Source organism: Vibrio sp. 10N.286.49.E11, assembly GCF_041469505.1.
Classification (GTDB): Bacteria; Pseudomonadota; Gammaproteobacteria; order Enterobacterales; family Vibrionaceae; genus Vibrio; species Vibrio crassostreae_C.
Genome location: NZ_JBFRKQ010000015.1, coordinates 1 through 19,634, shown reverse-complemented (window position 1 = coordinate 19,634; position 19,634 = coordinate 1). Strand labels below are relative to the sequence as shown.

Here is a 19,634-nt window from a genome sequence, read left to right as displayed (position 1 = left end):
GCAAAATAACGTTCATTATCAACTTTTTTGTAGATAGACGAGTTCACGGTCTGACGAACGACACACTGGCTAAAGGGTTAGTTGTTAACGGATTACTCAGCAAGTTCTCTCTCGCTTACTACAATAAAGGTTGAACAGATTATCCATGTCCAAAGATGGAACTGAGCAATGCTTAAACAATTATTAGAACAAGCAAATTCAAATAACGCTAAAGCAAGACTGTATGCATTTGAAAATACAGTTGAGTTAACAAATCTGATTCCACCTACTGTTAGCTACGAAAGCGGCGGTAATACACTTGTTATTGGTCCAACTGCGATCATTGAAAGTGCTGCGGCGCAATTACCTCAGTTAACAAGCCTAACACTGCTTTCGACAGATGGTGTGAAGGCAACGAATACTGAGTCAGAGCTTTACTACGCAAATGCTGTTCAGGTTTCAGGGTTCCTTGGTACGTTCGAAGTTCTAATCGAAAACAAAGGCCGAACCAATAACCTTGCAAAAGTAGCAATCAATCATGACTGTTTTGATGTGGTTTTGGACTTATGTCTGAATAGCTGCATGACTGAAGAAGTGCCTGTTCCTGGTTATTACCCAGTAGGTCGTGGTTATCCAAAACTGGCTGAAGCGTTAGAAGAAATTCCTACGTTAATGGGCACGTTTGATAAGCCTAAGTTCTTCCGTTTGGACACAGACCTATGTGCACACAGTTCTCGTGGTGTTAAAGGTTGTGAGCGTTGTGTTGATGCTTGTCCTGCTGGTGCACTTTCAAGTGAAGGCTCAGATAAGACGGGTCATAAGATCGAGATTAACCCTTACCTATGTCAAGGCGTGGGTACGTGTGCAACGAGCTGTCCGACAGAAGCTATCTCTTACGCATTACCTAACCCTGACGATACTCAAAAATTCATTGAACGTACGCTAGCTAATTACGAACAAGCGGGTGGTCTGGATCCAATCGTACTTATCTGTAGCTCACGTCATGAGACTTACAACGTGATGGCTCTTAAAGCGCTACCAGATAACGTGATTCCAATTGTCGTAGAAGAACTGCCATCTATTGGTATCGATACTTGGTTTGCAGCTTTAGTTAATGGCGCAACTCAGGTTCTGTTTGCCGCATCTCGCTTTATGCCAGAAACGATCATTCGTGTTCTAAATAACGAAGTAGGGATTGCTCAAGAACTACTAGATCAAATCGGTATTCCAAAAGAAACCATCGATATTCTGTACTTAGAATCTCTACGTGAATGTCCTCCAACACTTTGTGTGGATTCATTCGACCTTGCACTTGGCGATCTTCAAGGCAACAAGCGCCAACGTCTATTTACAGCACTTGATGCGATGTCTTCAGCTCGTATTCCTGTTGAAAATATTGTTGAGCTTCCGTCAAACGCACCTTACGGCAACGTTTCGTGTGAAAGCAAAGATTGTACTTTGTGTATGAGTTGTGTGGCTGTGTGTCCGACACGTGCACTTCATACCGACGGGGCTTCTCCATCACTTAAATTTGTAGAACAAGACTGTATTCAATGTGGCTTGTGTGAAAAGGCATGTCCTGAAAATGTTCTGACTCTTACGCCTCGTATGAACTGGGTAAAAGAAGAACGTCAAAAAGCAGTTGTGATTCATGAAGAGAAAGCTGCGGAATGTGTACGTTGCCATAAACCATTCGCACCTCAGTCTATGATTGACATGTTACAGAACAAGTTACGCGGTCACTCTCACTTTTCAGATGAAGCAGCGATTAATCGTATTGCTATGTGTGAAGACTGCCGTGTGGTGGATATGTTCGATTCAATGGCTCAAGACCCATTGAAACAATTGAAATACTAGGAGTTAGCCTTGGAAACGAATTTGGATCAGGCACAAGAACAGACACTAAGAACTGAGATCTATTTGGTTCTATCCGCACTGTTTCGCAGCGCACCTTCTGAAGAGGTGATCGACTTTCTAAAAACACTCGATATTGAAGCGTCTGAAAGCGCAATGCAAAAGGCTTGGATTGCCATTCAACAAGCGGCAACAGAATCAAACCGTGAAGCTCTTGAAGACGAATATCAAGATTTGTTCATCGGTATTGGGCGTGGAGAAGTCGTTCCATTTGGTTCTTGGCATCGCACTGGCGCCATGATGGAAAAACCATTGGCAGAGATTCGTCATGACTTAGAGCTTTTAGGCATTGAGCGTGACGATCAAGTGAAAGAGCCGGAAGATCATATCGCAGCACTGTGTGAAGTGATGGCGATGCTAACGGCTGAAGAAGAAGCACTGCAACAGGCGGTATTCAATAAGCACCTAGGCCCTTGGTTTAACTCTTTCACGCGTCAGCTTGAAGGGGCAGAAAGCGCGAACTTCTACAAATCGGCCGCTCAACTGTGTGAAGCATTCTTAACGTTAGAACAAGTGCGTTTTAGCGTGAATACAAAAAGCAGTAAGCACAAATTAAAGATTGATGTGAAAAACGTCACTGATTACGAGTAATCGAGCAGTACGCGATTATATCGATAGAGGGGCATTAAGCCTCCAAAAAAAGATCTACCGTAAGGTAAGGAAGCAATGATGAAAGATAATAAAGATATAAATACAAGCCGTAGGGATCTACTCAAAGGCTTGACGACTGCAGCCGTTGCTGGTGCCGTTGTCGCTGGTACAACTAAAGTGGCAACCGCTTCAGAAACTGTTGAAATTTCGAAAGAAGACGTGAAGAAGACAGGGTATCGTGAGACGCAACACATTCGCGATTACTACGACACACTTTAGGAGATAACGGATGAAACTTGTCAAACGCTCCGATAGTGTGAGCAAAGAAACCAATCAGCTAGGTGTGTCTCGACGTGCCTTCATGAAAAACACTTCATTAGCTGCTGGTGGCGCAGTGGTAGGCGCAAGTCTATTTGCACCAGGTATGATGAAGAAAGCACAGGCTAAATCAGTCGATCCAGAAGCGAAAACAGAAGTGAAACGTACTATCTGTTCTCACTGTTCTGTGGGTTGTGGTATCTACGCTGAAGTTCAAAATGGCGTATGGACAGGTCAAGAGCCTGCATTCGATCACCCATTCAACGCTGGTGGACACTGTGCGAAAGGTGCAGCTCTGCGTGAACACGGCCACGGTGAACGTCGTCTTAAGTACCCAATGAAATTGGAAGGCGGCAAGTGGAAGAAGCTTTCTTGGGAACAAGCGATTGAAGAGATCGGTAACAAAGCGCTAGAACTTCGCAAAGAGTCTGGCCCTGATTCGGTTTACTTCCTAGGTAGTGCGAAACACAGTAACGAGCAAGCTTACGCATTCCGTAAGATGGCATCTCTTTGGGGTACTAACAACGTTGACCACCAAGCGCGTATTTGTCACTCAACCACAGTAGCCGGTGTTGCAAACACTTGGGGTTACGGCGCAATGACAAACTCGTTCAATGACATGCACAACTGTAAATCGATGCTGTTCATTGGTTCAAACCCTGCAGAAGCTCACCCAGTAGCGATGCAACATATCTTGATCGCGAAAGAGAAGAACAACTGTAAGATCGTTGTTGCGGATCCTCGTCGTACGCGTACTGCTGCGAAATCTGATCACTACGTTTCTCTTCGCCCAGGTTCAGACGTTGCGTTTATCTGGGGTGTGTTATGGCATGTCTTTGCTAACAAATGGGAAGACCAAGAGTTCATCCGCCAACGTGTATTCGGCATGGACGAGATCCGTGAAGAAGTCGCGAAGTGGAGTCCAGCTGAAGTTGAGCGCGTTACTGGCGTAAGCGAACAAGACGTTTACCACACAGCAAAACTGCTTTCTGAAAACCGTCCGGGTTGTATCGTTTGGTGTATGGGTGGTACTCAGCACACGACAGGTAACAACAACACTCGTGCTTACTGTGTACTTGAGCTTGCGCTGGGTAACATCGGTAAATCAGGCGGCGGTGCAAACATCTTCCGTGGTCACGATAACGTACAAGGCGCAACTGACCTTGGCGTACTGTCTGACACACTTCCAGGCTACTACGGCTTGTCTGAAGGTTCATGGCGTCACTGGTCTAAAGTTTGGGACGTAGACTTTGACTGGATCAAAGGCCGTTTCGACGACAACGCTTACGGCGGTCAAAAACCAATGAACAGTGCAGGTATTCCTGTATCTCGTTGGGTTGATGGCGTACTTGAAGACAAAGACAAGATTCGTCAGCGCGAAAACATCCGTGCCATGTTCTACTGGGGTCACGCAGTGAACTCTCAGACTCGTGGTCCAGAGATGAAGAAGGCGATGCAGAAGCTGGATATGATGGTTATCGTTGACCCATACCCAACAGTCGCGGCAGTAATGAACGATCGTACTGATGGCGTTTACTTGCTTCCAGCTACTACTCAGTTTGAAACCTACGGCAGTGTAACGGCATCAAACCGTTCGCTACAGTGGCGTGACAAGGTGGTTGATCCTCTGTTCGAATCTAAGCCTGACCACGAAATCATGTACCTTCTTTCTAAGAAGCTTGGTTTCTCTGATCAGCTGTTCAAAAACATCCGTGTTGAGAACAACCAACCATTGATTGAAGACATCACACGTGAATTCAACAAAGGTATGTGGACGATCGGTTACACAGGTCAAAGCCCAGAGCGCTTGAAAGAGCACCAGCAAAACTGGCACACGTTCCACAAGACCACGCTTGCTGCAGAAGGCGGCCCAGCGAATGGCGAGACTTACGGTCTTCCTTGGCCATGTTGGGGCAACCCAGAGATGAAACACCCAGGTACGCACATCCTTTACGATACGTCTAAACCTGTCGCTGAAGGTGGTGGTAACTTCCGTACTCGTTTCGGTGTCGAGTTTGAAGGTCAAAGCCTACTGGCTGAAGACAGCTACTCAAAAGGCTGTGAGATCAAAGACGGCTACCCAGAGTTCAGTGACAAACTACTGAAACAACTGGGTTGGTGGGATGATCTAACTGCAGAAGAGAAAGCGGCTGCTGAAGGCAAAAACTGGAAGACTGACGTTTCAGGTGGTATCCAACGTGTGGCAATTAAACACGGCTGTATCCCATTTGGTAATGCGAAAGCACGTGCGATTGTTTGGACATTCCCAGACCGTGTACCACTGCACCGTGAGCCACTTTACACGCCACGTCGCGACCTAGTTGCTGATTACCCAACGTGGGACGACAAAGAAGCTATCTTCCGTGTTCCTACGCTTTACAAGTCGATTCAAGAGCAAGACAAATCTGGCGAATACCCGATTATCCTGACCTCTGGTCGTTTGGTTGAGTACGAAGGTGGTGGTGAAGAAACCCGTTCTAACCCTTGGCTAGCAGAACTACAGCAAGAGATGTTTGTTGAAGTGAACCCGAAAGATGCAAACGACATCGGCTTTAAAGACGGTGACGATGTTTGGGTTGAGGGTGCAGAGAAGGGCCGTATTAAGGTGAAAGCGATGGTTACACGTCGTGTGAAACCGGGTCTGGCATTCATCCCATTCCACTTCGGTGGTAAGTTCCAAGGCGAAGATTTGCGTTCTAAATACCCAGAAGGCACTGATCCTTACGTTATTGGTGAAGCTGCTAACACAGCAACCACATACGGTTACGACCCTGTCACCTTGATGCAGGAAACGAAAGTAACCCTTTGTAATATTCGTAAAGCGTAAGGAGTCTTAAAATGGCTAGAATGAAATTTCTTTGTGACACCAAGCGTTGTATCGAATGTAACGGTTGTGTCACTGCATGTAAGAATGAAAATGATGATGCTCTGGAATGGGGTATTCAACGTCGTCGCGTTGTGACACTGAACGATGGCGAACCAGGTGAAAACTCTATCTCAGTAGCGTGTATGCACTGTACTGATGCGCCATGTATGGCAGTTTGTCCTGCAGACTGTTTTGAACATACAGAAGACGGCATCGTACTTCACAATAAAGACCTATGTATTGGTTGTGGTTACTGCTTGTTTGCTTGTCCGTTTGGCGCACCTCAATTCCCTAAACAGGAAGCGTTTGGTGAGCGCGGTAAGATGGACAAGTGTACCTTCTGTGCTGGCGGCCCAGAAACAGAGCCAGGTTCTGTGGAAGAACGTCAGAAGTACGGTGCGAACCGTATTGCTGAAGGCAAGCTACCAATGTGTGCTTCTTTATGTTCGACCAAAGCACTGCTAGCGGGTGATGCAGAGAAAGTCTCTGATGTATTCCGCCAGCGTGTTGTTGAACGTGGTGCGAAGGGTGCAGGCTGGACAGACGGCAATGACCTTTCTTACGATGCGATGAAGAGCTAGTTAGGAGAGACATATGCTTACAATGTTTAAGCGTCTCTTCCTTGTTGTGCTGCCAATGTTGGCAGCACTAACAATGCTGTCTCCTTTGAGTCATGCATCTGAGACGAACTCATCACAAACTCAATCGAGCTCTGCTGAAAGAGAAATCACACAACTTGCTGGCGCTGATTTTTGGCGACAAGTAAGAAACGGTGAAGAAGGTTACACCACATCTCAATCGGCTGAGCACGGTGTGTTGATCAGTACCCCAGGTCAAACGTGGTACATATTGAAAGAGAAGTGGATGTCACCAGCCGGTGCTGTCGCTATCTTTGGCAGTATTGCTTTCGTTACTCTAATGTACGTTGTGATTGGCCCATTAATGCTAAGCGCGCCAAGAACAGGCCGTAAGATCAAACGTTGGTCTCGACTAGACCGTGCCTTGCACTGGAGTATGGCGTTTACCTTCTTAACACTGGCGTTCAGTGGTTTGATGTTGGTTTACGGTAAGCACTTCTTGAAGCCGTACATTCCAACAGACCTTTGGGGCTTCATCGTTCTATTGGCGAAGCAATACCACAACTACATCGGCCCGATTTTCTATGTGCTGTTGATGGCTGTTCTCATCAAGTGGTGGCGCAAGTCTATTTTCAAGATGGTCGATGTACAGTGGTTCATGAAACTGGGTGGTATGGTCGGGAAACATAAAGGTTCTCATCCATCTGCAGAGTTTTCGAACGCGGGTGAAAAAGCACTGTTCTGGCTATTGATTGTTATGGGTAGTGTGGCTGCGATCAGTGGCTTGGTTTTAGACTTCCCAATCTTCGGTCAAACGCGTCGTGATATGGAGCTTTCAAACCTAGTCCACATGTTGGCTGCTTTGATCCTTATCTGTGGTTTCGTGTTCCACATCTACATCGGCTTGTTCGGTATGGAAGGGGCACTAGAAGGCATGGTAACAGGCGAAGTTGATGAGACTTGGGCTAAAGAGCACCATGATCTTTGGTACAAAGAAGTGATGGAACAAGAGAAAAACGGCGTTGAACAAAGCGCTAACGCAGCAACAGAGAAAACGGAAGGGGTGAATAAGAATGAACAAACCTCATAAAGGTATTTGGGTCGCTTACATACTAAGCTGCTTTACGCCATTTACTTGTCTTATCTCTGGTGTGATTGCGATTATCTACGCGGGTTATCGTTTAGACAAAGGCGAAGATGGTGAAGTAGTGGATACTCATTACTACGGATTAATTCGCTCTTTCTTCTTGAACCTGACGTTCTTCGTCGTTCTTATCGTAACGGTAGCGACCTCTAACGGGGTGTTAATCGGTGTGAACGATTACTGGTATCAAAACCATATTATCGATGACATCGCTTACTACATTCCGTATGTAGGCATGCTGTTTGGTGGTGTTGCGATTGTGGTCTGGTTTATCCGTATGTATCAAGGCATGCAGCGTTTAAGTCAAAACCTACCGCAAAACCCATCAACAGGACCAAACCTGTAACGCCAGTGCGTTAGCTAAAACTCAAAAGCAAAGCCCAATGATTATTTCACTGGGCTTTTTGTTTTTAGGTCTCCGGCTCGAAACATAGTAGTCAGCTGTTCTCTGTATTGAATCTATCCATTGACCGCTTCAATATGGTGCAACTCCCTTATTTGGTGCAATTGTCGTTGTGATTTTTTTTGGTTTTTAAGAACCATAAAAGTGCACCTAAATATTTAGAGATTAATAATCAACAACTTAAAGAAAGAAGCTGTTGCACGAAAATTACCCTTCACACTTGGAACACATCTTGCGTTCACTGTTGAGTCTTTAATTAATTACAACATTGAATCGCACGATATCAGTGCAAATCAGATAAAGCGAAGGAGAATGCTTTAATGAGTGAAACGGTGACTCAAGTTCATAGTGCAGTACAAACCCTTACCCAAAGTTCAGATACTTTATTCCTATTACTCGGCGCAATCATGGTCTTCCTGATGCATGCTGGCTTTGCGTTTCTCGAAGTCGGTACCGTGCGAAAGAAGAACCAAGTCAACGCGCTGGTTAAGATCCTTTCCGACTTTGGTGTCTCCGCCATTGCTTACTTCTTTATCGGTTACTGGGTTGCTTACGGTGCACACTTTTTTGCAGACGCAGAAACACTTTCGCAAGGCAACGGATATGAACTGGTTAAGTTCTTCTTCCTAATGACATTCGCAGCGGCAATTCCTGCGATTGTTTCTGGTGGTATCGCAGAGCGTGCTCGTTTCTATCCAATTTTGATTGCGACACTGTTTACGGTTGGTTTCATCTATCCATTTTTTGAAGGCATCATTTGGAACGGCAACTTTGGATTCCAAGATTGGCTAGAAGGTCAGTTTGGTTACGTGTTCCATGACTTCGCAGGCTCGGTAGTGGTTCACGGCGTAGGTGGTTGGATTGCTTTGGTCGCAGTTTACTTCTTAGGGATGCGTAAAGGTCGAATCCGTGCAGGCAAACACACCAACTTCGCACCATCGAATATCCCATTCTTAGCACTAGGCTCTTGGATCTTATGTGTGGGTTGGTTTGGCTTTAACGTGATGTCAGCTCAAGCGATCAATGGCATCAGCGGTCTCGTGGCAATGAACTCTCTCATGGCCATGGTTGGCGGTATTCTTGCGGCTCTAATTGCAGGTAAAAATGACCCGGGCTTCATCCACAATGGTCCTTTGGCTGGTCTCGTCGCTATCTGTGCGGGCTCAGATTTGATGCACCCACTTGGCGCTTTGGTGACGGGCGGTGTGGCAGGTGCGCTGTTTGTTTACCTATTTACTTATATGCAAAACAAAACACAGATCGATGATGTACTGGGTGTATGGCCTCTACACGGCGTATGTGGTGCCTGGGGTGGCGTTGCTGCTGGTATCTTCGGCCAACAAGCTTTCTGGGGTCTAGGCGGCGTGAGCTTTGCTTCTCAGTTGATTGGTACAGTCGCAGGTGTTGCTGTTGCTTTCGTCGGCGCGTTAATCGTATACGGTGTGTTGAGCAAACTAACAGGCCTACGCTTAAGTGAAGAAGATGAATTCAACGGTGCGGATCTTTCTATCCATAAGATCTCTTCTATCAACGAAGACTAACGTTGTTCACTTGGTGGGGTAAAGCACATCAAGTAGACAACTGTTGAACAGAACTAAGCGGCTTCGGTCGCTTTTTTGTTTCTATGGATAGCAAAACAGAGAATTTGAGTAACAACAACCACAACTATCAAGCGAGTTATGTCACAAATAGCCAATGAATTCAGTTGCCTAAGACTATGGTCTAATCCCCAAAACTATTGTTGGAATTTGAACAGTGCTAAGCTGTTACAAAGTGACATATCTAAAAGGACGTTATATGCATTTCCCATATCGAAATATCGTAATTCTTACTGGCGCTGGCATCTCTGCAGAGTCGGGGATACAAACATTCCGAGCACAAGACGGGCTATGGGAAAACCACAAAATCGAAGATGTAGCGACGCCTGAAGGGTTCGCAAAAGATCCTGACTTGGTACAAGCCTTCTATAACAAGCGTCGTCACGGCCTGCAAAGTGAGAGCATTCAGCCCAATTCAGCCCACAAGGCGCTAGGAGAGCTCGAAGACAAGCTTGATGGCAAAGTTACCATCATTACTCAAAACATCGACAATTTGCACGAGAGAGGCGGTAGCAACAACATTATTCACATGCATGGTGAACTTTTAAAAGCGCGTTGCAGTGAATCCAATCAAGTTGTAGAGCACAAAGGCGATATTGAAACGGGTGAACTTTGTCATTGCTGCCAAATCCCTGCACAAATGCGTCCACATATTGTTTGGTTTGGCGAAATGCCACTAAGAATGGGCGACATTTATTCCGCACTGGAAGAAGCGGATCTGTTTATCTCTATCGGAACTTCAGGTGTTGTTTATCCAGCGGCAGGCTTTGTTCACGATGCGAAAATGCATGGTGCACATACTATCGAGATAAACCTCGAACCAAGTGCGGTTGAAAGTGAATTTGAAGAGAAGCGCTACGGCAAGGCGAGTATCGAGGTGCCTAAACTGGTTGGCGAGTTATTATGTACAGAGAAAGGTTCTTTAACGGCCTAAGCCTTGTCTTTAATAACACACATCAGTTTCTGAATCTGAAAAAATAAAGCGGCTTACGCCGCTTTATTTACTTAACTTCTTAACTAACAATAACTTAGTTGTTTACTTTAAGTTTTTGGAAGTACTCGTCATAAATAACGCTCGCTTCACCAACTTCATCTTGCCACACACCGTTATCCATCACTGATTGTGGTGGGAAAACGTTCTTGTCTTCAGCAAATTCTTTAGGAAGAAGAGAGTAAGCGGTTTTAACTGGTGTCGGGTAACCGATCTCTAGAGCAATTTTCGCAGCGTTCTCTGGGCGAAGAAGGAAGTCGATCATCTTATGAGCCGCTTCAGTGTTCTTAGCGCCTGCTGGAATTGCTAGGCTGTCCATCCAGAAGATAGCGCCTTTTTCTGGCCAGATAATGTCAATCGTTGCGCCTTCTTGGCGTGCCATGTAAGCAGAACCATTCCAAAGCATACCAAGAGACACTTCACCTGCTAGGTAAGGGTTCGCTGGGAAATCTGAGTTAAATACCAATACGTTTGGCATTAGCTTACGAAGTTCTTCGTAGGCTTCTTTGATTTCTTCAGGGTTAGTCGTGTTTGGAGAGTAGCCCAGTTTAGATAGAGCGATATGGAAAACCTCACGAGAGTCATCCATCATCATCAGTTGACCTTCCCACTGCGTATCCCACAGATCGCCCCAGTTTTTAACTGAAGACTTGTCTAGCATGTCTGAGTTGATACCAATACCCGTCGCACCCCAGATGTATGGGATTGAGTAGTTGTTATTTGGGTCAAATGGCTTATCTAAGTAATTTGGATCCAAATCTGCAAAGTGGCTTAGCTTGGTTTTATCAAGCTCTTGAAGCATGCCTTCTTTACGCATCTTAGAAACGAAGTAAGTAGAAGGAACCACTAAGTCGTAACCCGTACCTTGAGTTTTTAACTTAGCGTACATGCTTTCGTTAGACTCATAAGTTGAGTAGTAGACTTTAATGCCCGTCTCTTCTGTGAAGTCTTCTAGTACTTCATTTGGAATATATTCAGACCAGTTGTAAAAATACAGTTCTTGGTCAGCTGCGAAAGAGGGTGTAGAAAGTAAAGTAGCAGCACACAATGCGCCGGTATACAGTGTTTTTTTCATTACTGTTCCGTTCATTTGTTTGATTTGGAGCTGGGTAGTGAACCCAAGGTAAAGGATTTCGAAAAATCGCGCTATATTATAGCAGCGATATAATAAAATAGGCAGCCTAAGCTGCCTATTCATTGATATTCTTATTTTTAACTTATTGATTATCTACGTTGACCTGTTAAGTAAACTGGTTACTTAGCCACAGTTAGATAATAAGCTAAATTACTGACCTGCTTTAAGTTTCATGAAGTAATCTTCGTACTTCACTGTCTTATCGCCAACCGCAGCTTGCCATTCAACACGATCAAGGTCTTCTTGCGATGGGAATAGCGCAGGGCTGTCTTTGAACTTCTCGTTAGACGCTTTAACGGCCGTTAAGTAGCCTGTGTCACGAGAAATTTGCTCAGCAATTTCAGGGCGAAGTAGGAAATCAATCATCTTATGAGCTGCTTCTACGTTTACCGCACCAGAGCTAATCGCAAAGTTATCAACCCAACCGATACCGCCTTCTTTAGGGAAAACCAGTTTGATTGGTAGACCTTCGTTTTGCGCTGCAGCAGCAGAACCGTTCCACAGCATACCAAGACCCACTTCACCAGACATGTAAGGCGCGCCTGGGTTGTCTGAGTTAAATACTAGAACGTTTGGCATAAGCTTTTGTAGCTCAGCGTACGCTTCGTCGATCTCTTTTTCGTTGGTTGTGTTACCAGAGTAACCTAACTTACGCAGTGCGATGTGGAACACTTCACGAGTGTCGTCCATCATCATCAGTTGACCTTCAAGCTCTGGCTTCCATAGATCAGCCCAGCTTTGGAAATCTTCTGGATCGTACATGTCAGTGTTAACAGCAAGACCTGTGATCGCAACTACGTGTGGAATAGAGTAGTCGTTGCTTGGGTCGTACGGCTTATCTAGATAGTTAGTATCTAGATTCTTGAAGTTGTTCAGCTTAGTTTTGTCGATCTTTTGTAGCATACCTTCGTCACGCATCTTAGATACAAAGTAAGTCGACGGCACAACTAGGTCATAGCCTTTGTTGTGTGTTTTTAGCTTTGCGTACAGGGTTTCGTTCGACTCGTAAGTCGAGTAGATCACCTTGATACCAGTTTCATCAGTGAACTGTTCTAGAATCTCACTGTTGATGTAAGGTCCCCAATTCATGAATACCAATTCTTTGTTATCTTTTGCAAATGATGGTGCAGATAACATTGAAAGCGCACATGCACTACCAGCTAATAGAGTAGCCCATTTTTTCATTGACGTTAGCTCCAAACTAAACGTTGCCCGAAGGCAGTAGATAGAAAAACAGAATGGCAATTTACCATTCTGTTTATGATTAACACTTTTTTTGAACTTGAAGTCTCTTAACTTCTTAATCAAGCCAGTCTCTATATAGAGTAGGAGACTTACTTGATTTTTTCTCTCGCTAATGACTGAGAAATGATCACCAGTATTAACGACACCACTAACATCACTGTTGCTAGGGCGTTTACCTCAGGAGAGATACCCACTTTAACCATTGAGTAAATCTTCAGTGGTAAGATTTCATACGTTGGGCCGGTTACGAAAGAGCTAATGATTACATCGTCCAAAGACAGAGTGAAGCTCAATAACCAACCCGCAGCAACCGCTGGCTTAGCAAGAGGCAGAATGATCTGTTTTAGAATCGTCCATTCACTTGCACCTAAGTCTTTTGCTGCTTCTAGCATCTTCACATCAAAGCCATTCAAGCGACTGTATACCGTTACTACAACAAACGGTAGACAGAAGGTAATGTGAGCAGCAAGTAGGGTAAAGAACCCAAGTTGAACACCCATTACCAAGAATAGCGCAAGAAGCGAAATCGCCATTACGATATCTGGAGACATCATTACGATGAACAGCATGCCATTTACGATGCCTTTACCTTTAAATTGGTAACGGAATAGGGCTACTGCTGTAAGACTCCCGACAATCGTTGCGGCTGTTGCTGAGAACACCGCTACGTTGATCGAGTGCCACGCAGCCTGCATTAGGCTGTCGTTGTTAATAAGCGCGTCATACCATTTAGTGGTGAAGCCACCCCATTTCATACCAAACTTATTGGCATTAAACGAGTTAGCGATCAATACGATAATAGGTAGGTATAGAAAGGCGTATACCAGCGCCATAAAGCTGAACTTAACTGTGCGCCCCATTAGTCTAGCTCCACTTTCTTGTTCAATAGCTTACCTGCTCGGTAGTAGGCATACAGCATCACAGCCATTGCCATGGTCAGTGCGATACTCGTCGCTGCGCCAAACGGCCAGTCTCGAGCGTTGAGTACTTGGCTCTTAATCACGTTACCAATCAATAGGTTCTTAGCTCCGCCTAATAGGTCAGAGATGTAGAACATACCTAACGCTGGCAGTAGCACTAACAAACAGCCGCCAATAATGCCCGGCATTGTTAGTGGTAGTACCACTTTCAATAGCGTTTGCAGTTTGTTCGCACCTAAATCTTTAGCCGCTTCTAAATACGTATCGTCCAGTTTTTCAATCGCTGAATACAGCGGCAGAATCATAAACGGAAGTAGGATGTACACTAAACCGATCATTACTGCGGTTTCTGAGTACATGATACGTAGCGGTTTATCAATGATATCTAACGCTAACAAGCTTTTGTTCAAGACACCTTGCGTACCCAGTACAATTTTTAATCCGTATGTACGAATCAAAGAGTTCGTCCAGAATGGTACTATCACTAGGAACAACATGATTGGACGCCACTTCGCCGGCATTTTTGCCACGATGTAAGCGAATGGGTAACCAATAATCAAACAAAGTAGGGTTGCGACAATTGCCATATAGAAAGAGTGCATCAACACTTTAAAATACAGCGGGTCAGCCAAACGCACGTAGTTATCGAGAGTGAAGGTCATCTCGATCAAGTTCGCTTCATCACGAGTTAAGAAGCTAGTACCAATGATCATGATGTTTGGAATCATCACGAACAACACTAACCAACCTGTGATTAAAGCAACAATTGCGTTTTGTAAATTAAACTTCTTGCTCATCTTCTAATACCACTTCCCAGCTCTCAACCCAAGTTACTGCAACTTTTTGGCCCAGTGAGTGATCAACATCAGGGTCATCTTCGTTGAAGAATTCGCTAACCATGACACGCATACCAGATTCAAGTTCTACGACTGAATCTAATGTCATGCCTTTATAGGTTCGCTCGACAATGTGGCCAACAATACCGCGTTGCTCTGACTCTTTAATTTCTTCGATTCGAAGATCTTCAGGGCGAAGCAATACTTGCAGTTTTTGACCCGGTGTTACGTCTTTATCGTGATAGATAATGGACTCTTCACCTTCGATTGTCGCAACAATGCGTTTTTCATCTTGACGAGATTTCGCTGTCGCTTCGAATACGTTAATTTCACCAATGAAACGCGCTACAAATAGGTTCTTAGGCTCTTCGTAGATCTCTCTTGGTGTTCCGTCTTGTTCAATCACGCCATCACGCATAACAATAATACGGTCAGACATAGACAGCGCCTCTTCTTGGTCATGCGTTACAAAAATGAACGTGATACCAAGTTGGCGTTGTAATTGTTTCAGCTCGATTTGCATCTGTTTACGTAGTTTGTAATCCAGAGCAGATAGAGATTCATCCAACAAAAGAACTTTAGGCTTATTAACGACAGCACGAGCGATTGCGATACGTTGCTGTTGACCACCAGATAGCTGGTGTGGCTTTCGTTGTGCCATTTGTTCTAGGCGCACCATTTTCAAAGCATCCATTACACGAGGTTCAATCTCGCTGTTTGGAACTTTCTGCATGCGTAAGCCAAATGCCACATTGTCGAAAACGGTCATATGCGGGAATAGGGCATAGCTTTGGAATACAGTGTTTACATGCCTTTGTTCAGCAGGAACTTGGGTTACGTTTTGTTCAGCTAATAGTATTTGACCACTATCTGCCGTTTCAAAACCCGCAATCATTCTTAGCACGGTTGTTTTACCACAACCTGATGGGCCTAAAATCGTGAGAAACTCACCATGATTTACGTTTAAATCCAGATTGCCGATGACTTCCTTACCATCGAAACTTTTACTGATGCCAGTTAGCTGTACTACTGGCTTTCCTACTGATTTTTTAGCGTTCAACGTCTGTTTTTCTCCACCTTGGTTCTATTTGAGACCTGTTGCTATACACCTTTAAGGCGCGCATCATAATCACCAAAAACGTGAATTCAAAGCATTTTTTACCTTTCGAAGATAAAAAATTTCGCAGGTAAAAGTAAACATCCTTTACCATACTGTTATTTACTGGGTCTACACCCTAACAAGTGTCTAATTATTAACCATTAAGACGCAAAAGCAAGCCTTGTTACAGATTCATATTTTAGTTTGTATCCGACATATGAGTATAATGAAGGTAATTTTTTATCAATAAGTTAGGTGGCTTCGCTTAATCGGCACACCTAGGTATCAATATGAACAACGACATCGAAAAAGATTTTAATTTGGGCGGTAGTATCAACCGTGCACTTTCTGGCGATTATGAGCTCAAAGCAACGGCTGTACTCCAAGAAGCTTGGAAACATACGATAAGTCACTTTCTTTCGTTTTCCCCAGCGATTATTGCTTTGATGTTTGTGCAGCTCGCTATCTTTTATATCGCACTAAAACTACAGCTTGGTGATCCTGCGGTTATCTTGGATGCGGTTATCGACCCAGAGTCGTTCACGCCACAAATCGTTGAATCGATTTTTATTGCGAACTTTAGCTATGAAGTGATCAGCGCGCCTATCTATGCCGGTATCTGTTTAATGGCAATGAGCCACGCCGCTGGCCTACAAACCAAAGTACGCCACATCGGTAAAGGTTTGCAGTTTACGGTTCCGGTTATTCTAGTGACTTTGTTTAGCCTAATGCTTCAAGGCATCGCAGGTATGATTCTGCCGTTCTTGTCTATCTACTTCTCACTGGCGTTCAGCCATTCGATTCTGCTGATTTGTGATAAGAAAGTGCCGCCAATGCAATCGCTGCTGCTTTCTCTGCGTGCTGTCAACAAAAAAATCTTCACCGTTGCTTCTATCTACCTATTAGTAATGCTGATGTTCATCGTCGCGGCAATGATGTACGGCATTGGCCTTATCTTCGTTTTACCTTTCTTCTTCCACGTGAAAGGGATTCTTTACCGCGAGATGTTTGGCATTAAACTCAAACTGATCGCGTCAGACAGACCAAAGAGCGACGACGACCACAACGGTAGCAACAATAAAGACCCACAGGTATTCGATGCATAACAACTCTAAATTAAGCGCAAGTAAATCACTTGCGCTAAAAGTGACAGCATTAGCCTTAGTTGGCTCGATCTCGTTAGTTGGCCCAATGCTTTACCAACAAGAAGAAGAGCACAGGCGAGCGGGGCAAAAGGCTTCAGACTCAGAGCAAAACTTTGGTGACTTGACCGTCTCTTCTGATAAGCCAGATTTCGCAGCGATTGAAGATGTAAATAAAAAGAAAGACACCTTCTTTTCTTATCTTCGCCCAAGTATCAACATCGAAAACAAGCGAATCACCAAAGAACGTGCGTTTCTAACCAAGCTTTCAGAGACGGGGTTGAACAATGTTGACTCTGAAGACGCGTCATACGCAAAGAGACTAGGGAAGCTGTATAGCCTGCCTGTACCTTCATCGGGCTTAGATGACGCTTGGCTGAAAGAAATGTTGAATCGTGTAAACGTGCTACCTGAAGCGCTTGTGTTAACTCAGGCGGCCAATGAATCAGCTTGGGGTACATCTCGTTTCGCCACTAAAGCAAATAACTATTTTGGACACTGGTGTTACACCAAAGGTTGTGGCCTTGTTCCGCTACAACGTAACGAAGGTAGCTCTCATGAAGTCGCAACATTCTCTTCAAGCCAAGAATCCGTACATCGGTATTTCATGAACCTTAATCGTAATCGTGCTTACGCCGATCTAAGAGTGATTCGTGCAAAACTTGATGCGCAAGGTGATGATCTTTTAACAACCGCAACGGCGACAGAGCTCACCAATGGCTTGTTAAAATATTCTGAGCGAGGTTCCGACTATGTGACTGATTTACAAGCTATGATCCGTCACAACGAGGTATACTGGAAAAAGTAACTCATTTTGATACCAACTTGATTGCCTTCGATAGTCGGCTTATACCAGTAATATCACAAAAAGAGCAGCTCATTGGCTGCTCTTTCTATTTATAAACGCTCAACTTCGACAAGATTATAATAATGAAAAAGACAGCACTCGCTTTATTAGCCTCATTAAGCCTTGGGGTTTCTCTTCCTGCTTCAGCGCAAGAATACATGTTCACGTATTCTAAGCTTTATACTCAGCTGAAAAACAACACCAAAGAAGGGCATGATGATGTCAAAGTTGCGGTCTTCTTTGTTGATCAACAAGCTCAGCAAACCTGTCACATCAGCAAAGCTTGGATGGAAAAAGAAGAGCACTACGAAGAGCTAAAAGTCTCTCCGGCCAATGAACTGCTTCTACCGGTAGATCAAAACCTACGCTCAGCAAACCCTCTTATCTTTGTACAAACTCAAGAACAAGAATGTGCGTATTCTTTGGTCGTGATGACTCAAGAGCCTTTAGTTGGAACTGTTGAAGTTACACAGATAGAAAATCTATTGCCACAGATGCAGGCGATGCTTGAAGACGTCAGCGGCATGTTCTCTGGTTGGTTCACGCCAGATATCCAAGGGTTAACGCTAGAGTTCGCTAATAAGCTGGAAGGCAACATCGAGCTTTCAAATGGTAAGCAACTACCAATCAAAGAAGGGCGAGCGAAATTCACCTTAGAAGAACTTCATGGAAGTGACAGCATCACGTTACCAGAACCAACAGTTCGCGTATTGCCGTACATTCCCGCGCAATAGTTTTTAACGGAATCATTGTTAGTGAAGTAAAAGCTTAGCGGAATCATTCCCCTAAGCTTTTACGACATATCTTAAAGCAGCCTCATCGAATTAGATCAGGCTGCTTTTCTTTATCTGCGATACCAACCGAGAGCATGTGAAACCGCGTTTCTCTACCAGCTAGGGAGCTTATCGAACAATAAAAGCAGAATCTTTCTATTACTCAGCTTGTTTATCCTGCCGTTACTATTTCAACATTAAATAAAAATCCGTATAATCCACGCCCTAAAACAGTCCCACTAGCAATCTACAGTCGGTAATACGACGGTGTGAGAGTCGCAATGAACCAAAACGATAATAGAAAAGAAACACTTGAATTCAACAAACTTCAGAAACGTCTGAGAAGAAATGTTGGAAATGCCATCATCGACTACAACATGATCGAAGAGAATGACGTAGTAATGGCATGTATTAGTGGCGGTAAAGATTCATTTGCGATGCTAGATATTTTGCTACGTTTACGTGAAGCAGCACCGATCAAATTTGATGTTGTGGCAGTAAACCTAGATCAAAAACAACCTGGGTTCCCTGAACACATTCTTCCTGAGTACTTTGAAACGCTGAACATTCCTTACTACATCGTAGATAAAGACACGTATTCAGTGGTTAAAGAGAAAGTGCCAGAAGGCAAAACAACGTGTGGCCTATGTTCTCGTCTTCGTCGTGGTACTTTGTACTCATTCGCAGAGAAGATTGGCGCAACTAAGATCGCACTGGGTCACCACCTAGACGACATCGTTGAAACCATGTTCCTAAACATGTTCCACGGTGCGCGCCTAAAGGCTATGCCACCAAAGCTTCGTTCAGATGATGGTCGTAACGTTGTTATTCGTCCACTGACTTACTGTCGTGAAACGGACCTAATCAAATACGCTGAACACAGAGAGTTCCCAATCATTCCTTGTAACCTATGTGGCTCTCAAGAGAATCTACAGCGTCAGAACATTAAAGCGATGCTAATTGATTGGGATAAGAAAACGCCCGGTCGTGTTGAGAAGATCTTCAAATCAATCCAGAACGTAAGTCCAAGCCAACTGGCTGACCGCGAGCTGTTTGACTTCGTGAACCTTCCACTGGACCGTAGTGAAGACCGCAAAGCATACGAATTCGAAGAAGCTGAAATCTCATCATCTAACATTGATGAGTCAATGTTCATCGACGTAACGAATGTTTAACCATTAGATTGGATAAAGATGATGTTTGCCATTCTGTGTTTGGAATGGCGTTGCTCTAGATAATCGAGTAGGAGGAGGCC

18 protein-coding genes are annotated in these 19,634 nt (G+C 44.4%); 13 read left to right on the top strand and 5 right to left on the bottom strand.

Annotated elements, in window-relative coordinates; genetic code table 11:
- Positions 1–168 precede the first annotated feature (168 nt).
- The 9 genes from AB4167_RS03250 to cobB all read left to right on the top strand — a co-directional run bounded on the left by AB4167_RS03250 (position 169) and on the right by cobB (position 10,325).
- A complete protein-coding gene (locus AB4167_RS03250) occupies positions 169–1,836 on the top strand; it encodes a 4Fe-4S dicluster domain-containing protein (RefSeq protein WP_372136122.1) in 1,668 nt (555 codons plus the stop codon).
- Between the two features lie 9 nt (positions 1,837–1,845).
- Positions 1,846–2,484 carry a molecular chaperone gene (locus tag AB4167_RS03245; protein ID WP_017059621.1) on the top strand — a complete coding sequence of 213 codons (639 nt, stop codon included), beginning with the start codon at positions 1,846–1,848 and terminating at the stop codon, positions 2,482–2,484.
- A 78-nt stretch (positions 2,485–2,562) separates the two neighbouring features.
- The gene (locus AB4167_RS03240; RefSeq protein ID WP_008217926.1) at positions 2,563–2,763 is read left to right on the top strand and encodes a twin-arginine translocation signal domain-containing protein; all 201 of its coding nucleotides are present in this window, start codon (positions 2,563–2,565) and stop codon (positions 2,761–2,763) included.
- Between the two features lie 10 nt (positions 2,764–2,773).
- Entirely contained in the window at positions 2,774–5,629 is a 2,856-nt protein-coding gene (locus AB4167_RS03235; RefSeq protein ID WP_372136121.1) for a formate dehydrogenase subunit alpha, read from the top strand.
- Between the two features lie 11 nt (positions 5,630–5,640).
- Positions 5,641–6,249: a formate dehydrogenase FDH3 subunit beta gene (gene fdh3B, locus AB4167_RS03230; RefSeq protein ID WP_004733723.1), complete on the top strand. Its 609-nt coding sequence runs from the start codon at positions 5,641–5,643 to the stop codon at positions 6,247–6,249.
- A gap of 13 nt (positions 6,250–6,262) precedes the next feature.
- A complete protein-coding gene (locus AB4167_RS03225; protein WP_017070544.1) occupies positions 6,263–7,336 on the top strand; it encodes a formate dehydrogenase subunit gamma in 1,074 nt (357 codons plus the stop codon).
- The gene (locus tag AB4167_RS03220) at positions 7,320–7,736 is read left to right on the top strand and encodes a hypothetical protein (protein ID WP_004742273.1); all 417 of its coding nucleotides are present in this window, start codon (positions 7,320–7,322) and stop codon (positions 7,734–7,736) included. The genes AB4167_RS03225 and AB4167_RS03220 overlap by 17 nt, the downstream gene beginning before the upstream one ends.
- A gap of 377 nt (positions 7,737–8,113) precedes the next feature.
- Positions 8,114–9,334: an ammonium transporter gene (locus tag AB4167_RS03215; RefSeq protein WP_017059625.1), complete on the top strand. Its 1,221-nt coding sequence runs from the start codon at positions 8,114–8,116 to the stop codon at positions 9,332–9,334.
- A 256-nt stretch (positions 9,335–9,590) separates the two neighbouring features.
- The gene (cobB, locus tag AB4167_RS03210) at positions 9,591–10,325 is read left to right on the top strand and encodes a Sir2 family NAD+-dependent deacetylase (RefSeq protein WP_017063867.1); all 735 of its coding nucleotides are present in this window, start codon (positions 9,591–9,593) and stop codon (positions 10,323–10,325) included.
- Between the two features lie 94 nt (positions 10,326–10,419).
- On the opposite strand, the gene AB4167_RS03205 is transcribed toward cobB, so the two are convergent.
- From AB4167_RS03205 to potA, 5 genes are all read right to left on the bottom strand, one after another.
- Entirely contained in the window at positions 10,420–11,457 is a 1,038-nt protein-coding gene (locus AB4167_RS03205) for an extracellular solute-binding protein (protein WP_372136120.1), read from the bottom strand.
- 210 nt (positions 11,458–11,667) lie between these two features.
- A complete protein-coding gene (locus AB4167_RS03200; protein ID WP_017059628.1) occupies positions 11,668–12,702 on the bottom strand; it encodes an extracellular solute-binding protein in 1,035 nt (344 codons plus the stop codon).
- 149 nt (positions 12,703–12,851) lie between these two features.
- Positions 12,852–13,622, bottom strand: coding sequence for a spermidine/putrescine ABC transporter permease PotC (gene potC / locus AB4167_RS03195; RefSeq protein WP_017059629.1), 771 nt, complete (start codon positions 13,620–13,622; stop codon positions 12,852–12,854).
- A complete protein-coding gene (gene potB / locus AB4167_RS03190) occupies positions 13,622–14,479 on the bottom strand; it encodes a spermidine/putrescine ABC transporter permease PotB (protein WP_017059630.1) in 858 nt (285 codons plus the stop codon). The genes potC and potB overlap by 1 nt, the downstream gene beginning before the upstream one ends.
- Complete coding sequence (potA, locus tag AB4167_RS03185; RefSeq protein WP_017059631.1) at positions 14,463–15,578, bottom strand: spermidine/putrescine ABC transporter ATP-binding protein PotA; 1,116 nt, start codon at positions 15,576–15,578, stop codon at positions 14,463–14,465. Before potA ends, potB begins: the two co-directional genes overlap by 17 nt.
- A gap of 329 nt (positions 15,579–15,907) precedes the next feature.
- On the opposite strand from potA, the gene AB4167_RS03180 reads away from it, so the two are divergent.
- From AB4167_RS03180 to ttcA, 4 genes are all read left to right on the top strand, one after another.
- Positions 15,908–16,723, top strand: a complete 816-nt coding sequence (locus AB4167_RS03180) for a hypothetical protein (protein WP_372136119.1) — start codon at positions 15,908–15,910, stop codon at positions 16,721–16,723.
- Entirely contained in the window at positions 16,716–17,567 is an 852-nt protein-coding gene (locus AB4167_RS03175; RefSeq protein ID WP_372122151.1) for a glucosaminidase domain-containing protein, read from the top strand. The genes AB4167_RS03180 and AB4167_RS03175 overlap by 8 nt, the downstream gene beginning before the upstream one ends.
- 122 nt (positions 17,568–17,689) lie before the next feature.
- Entirely contained in the window at positions 17,690–18,340 is a 651-nt protein-coding gene (locus AB4167_RS03170; RefSeq protein WP_372136118.1) for a DUF2987 domain-containing protein, read from the top strand.
- 320 nt (positions 18,341–18,660) lie between these two features.
- Positions 18,661–19,554: a tRNA 2-thiocytidine(32) synthetase TtcA gene (ttcA, locus tag AB4167_RS03165; RefSeq protein ID WP_372136117.1), complete on the top strand. Its 894-nt coding sequence runs from the start codon at positions 18,661–18,663 to the stop codon at positions 19,552–19,554.
- Positions 19,555–19,634: the final 80 nt, after the last annotated feature.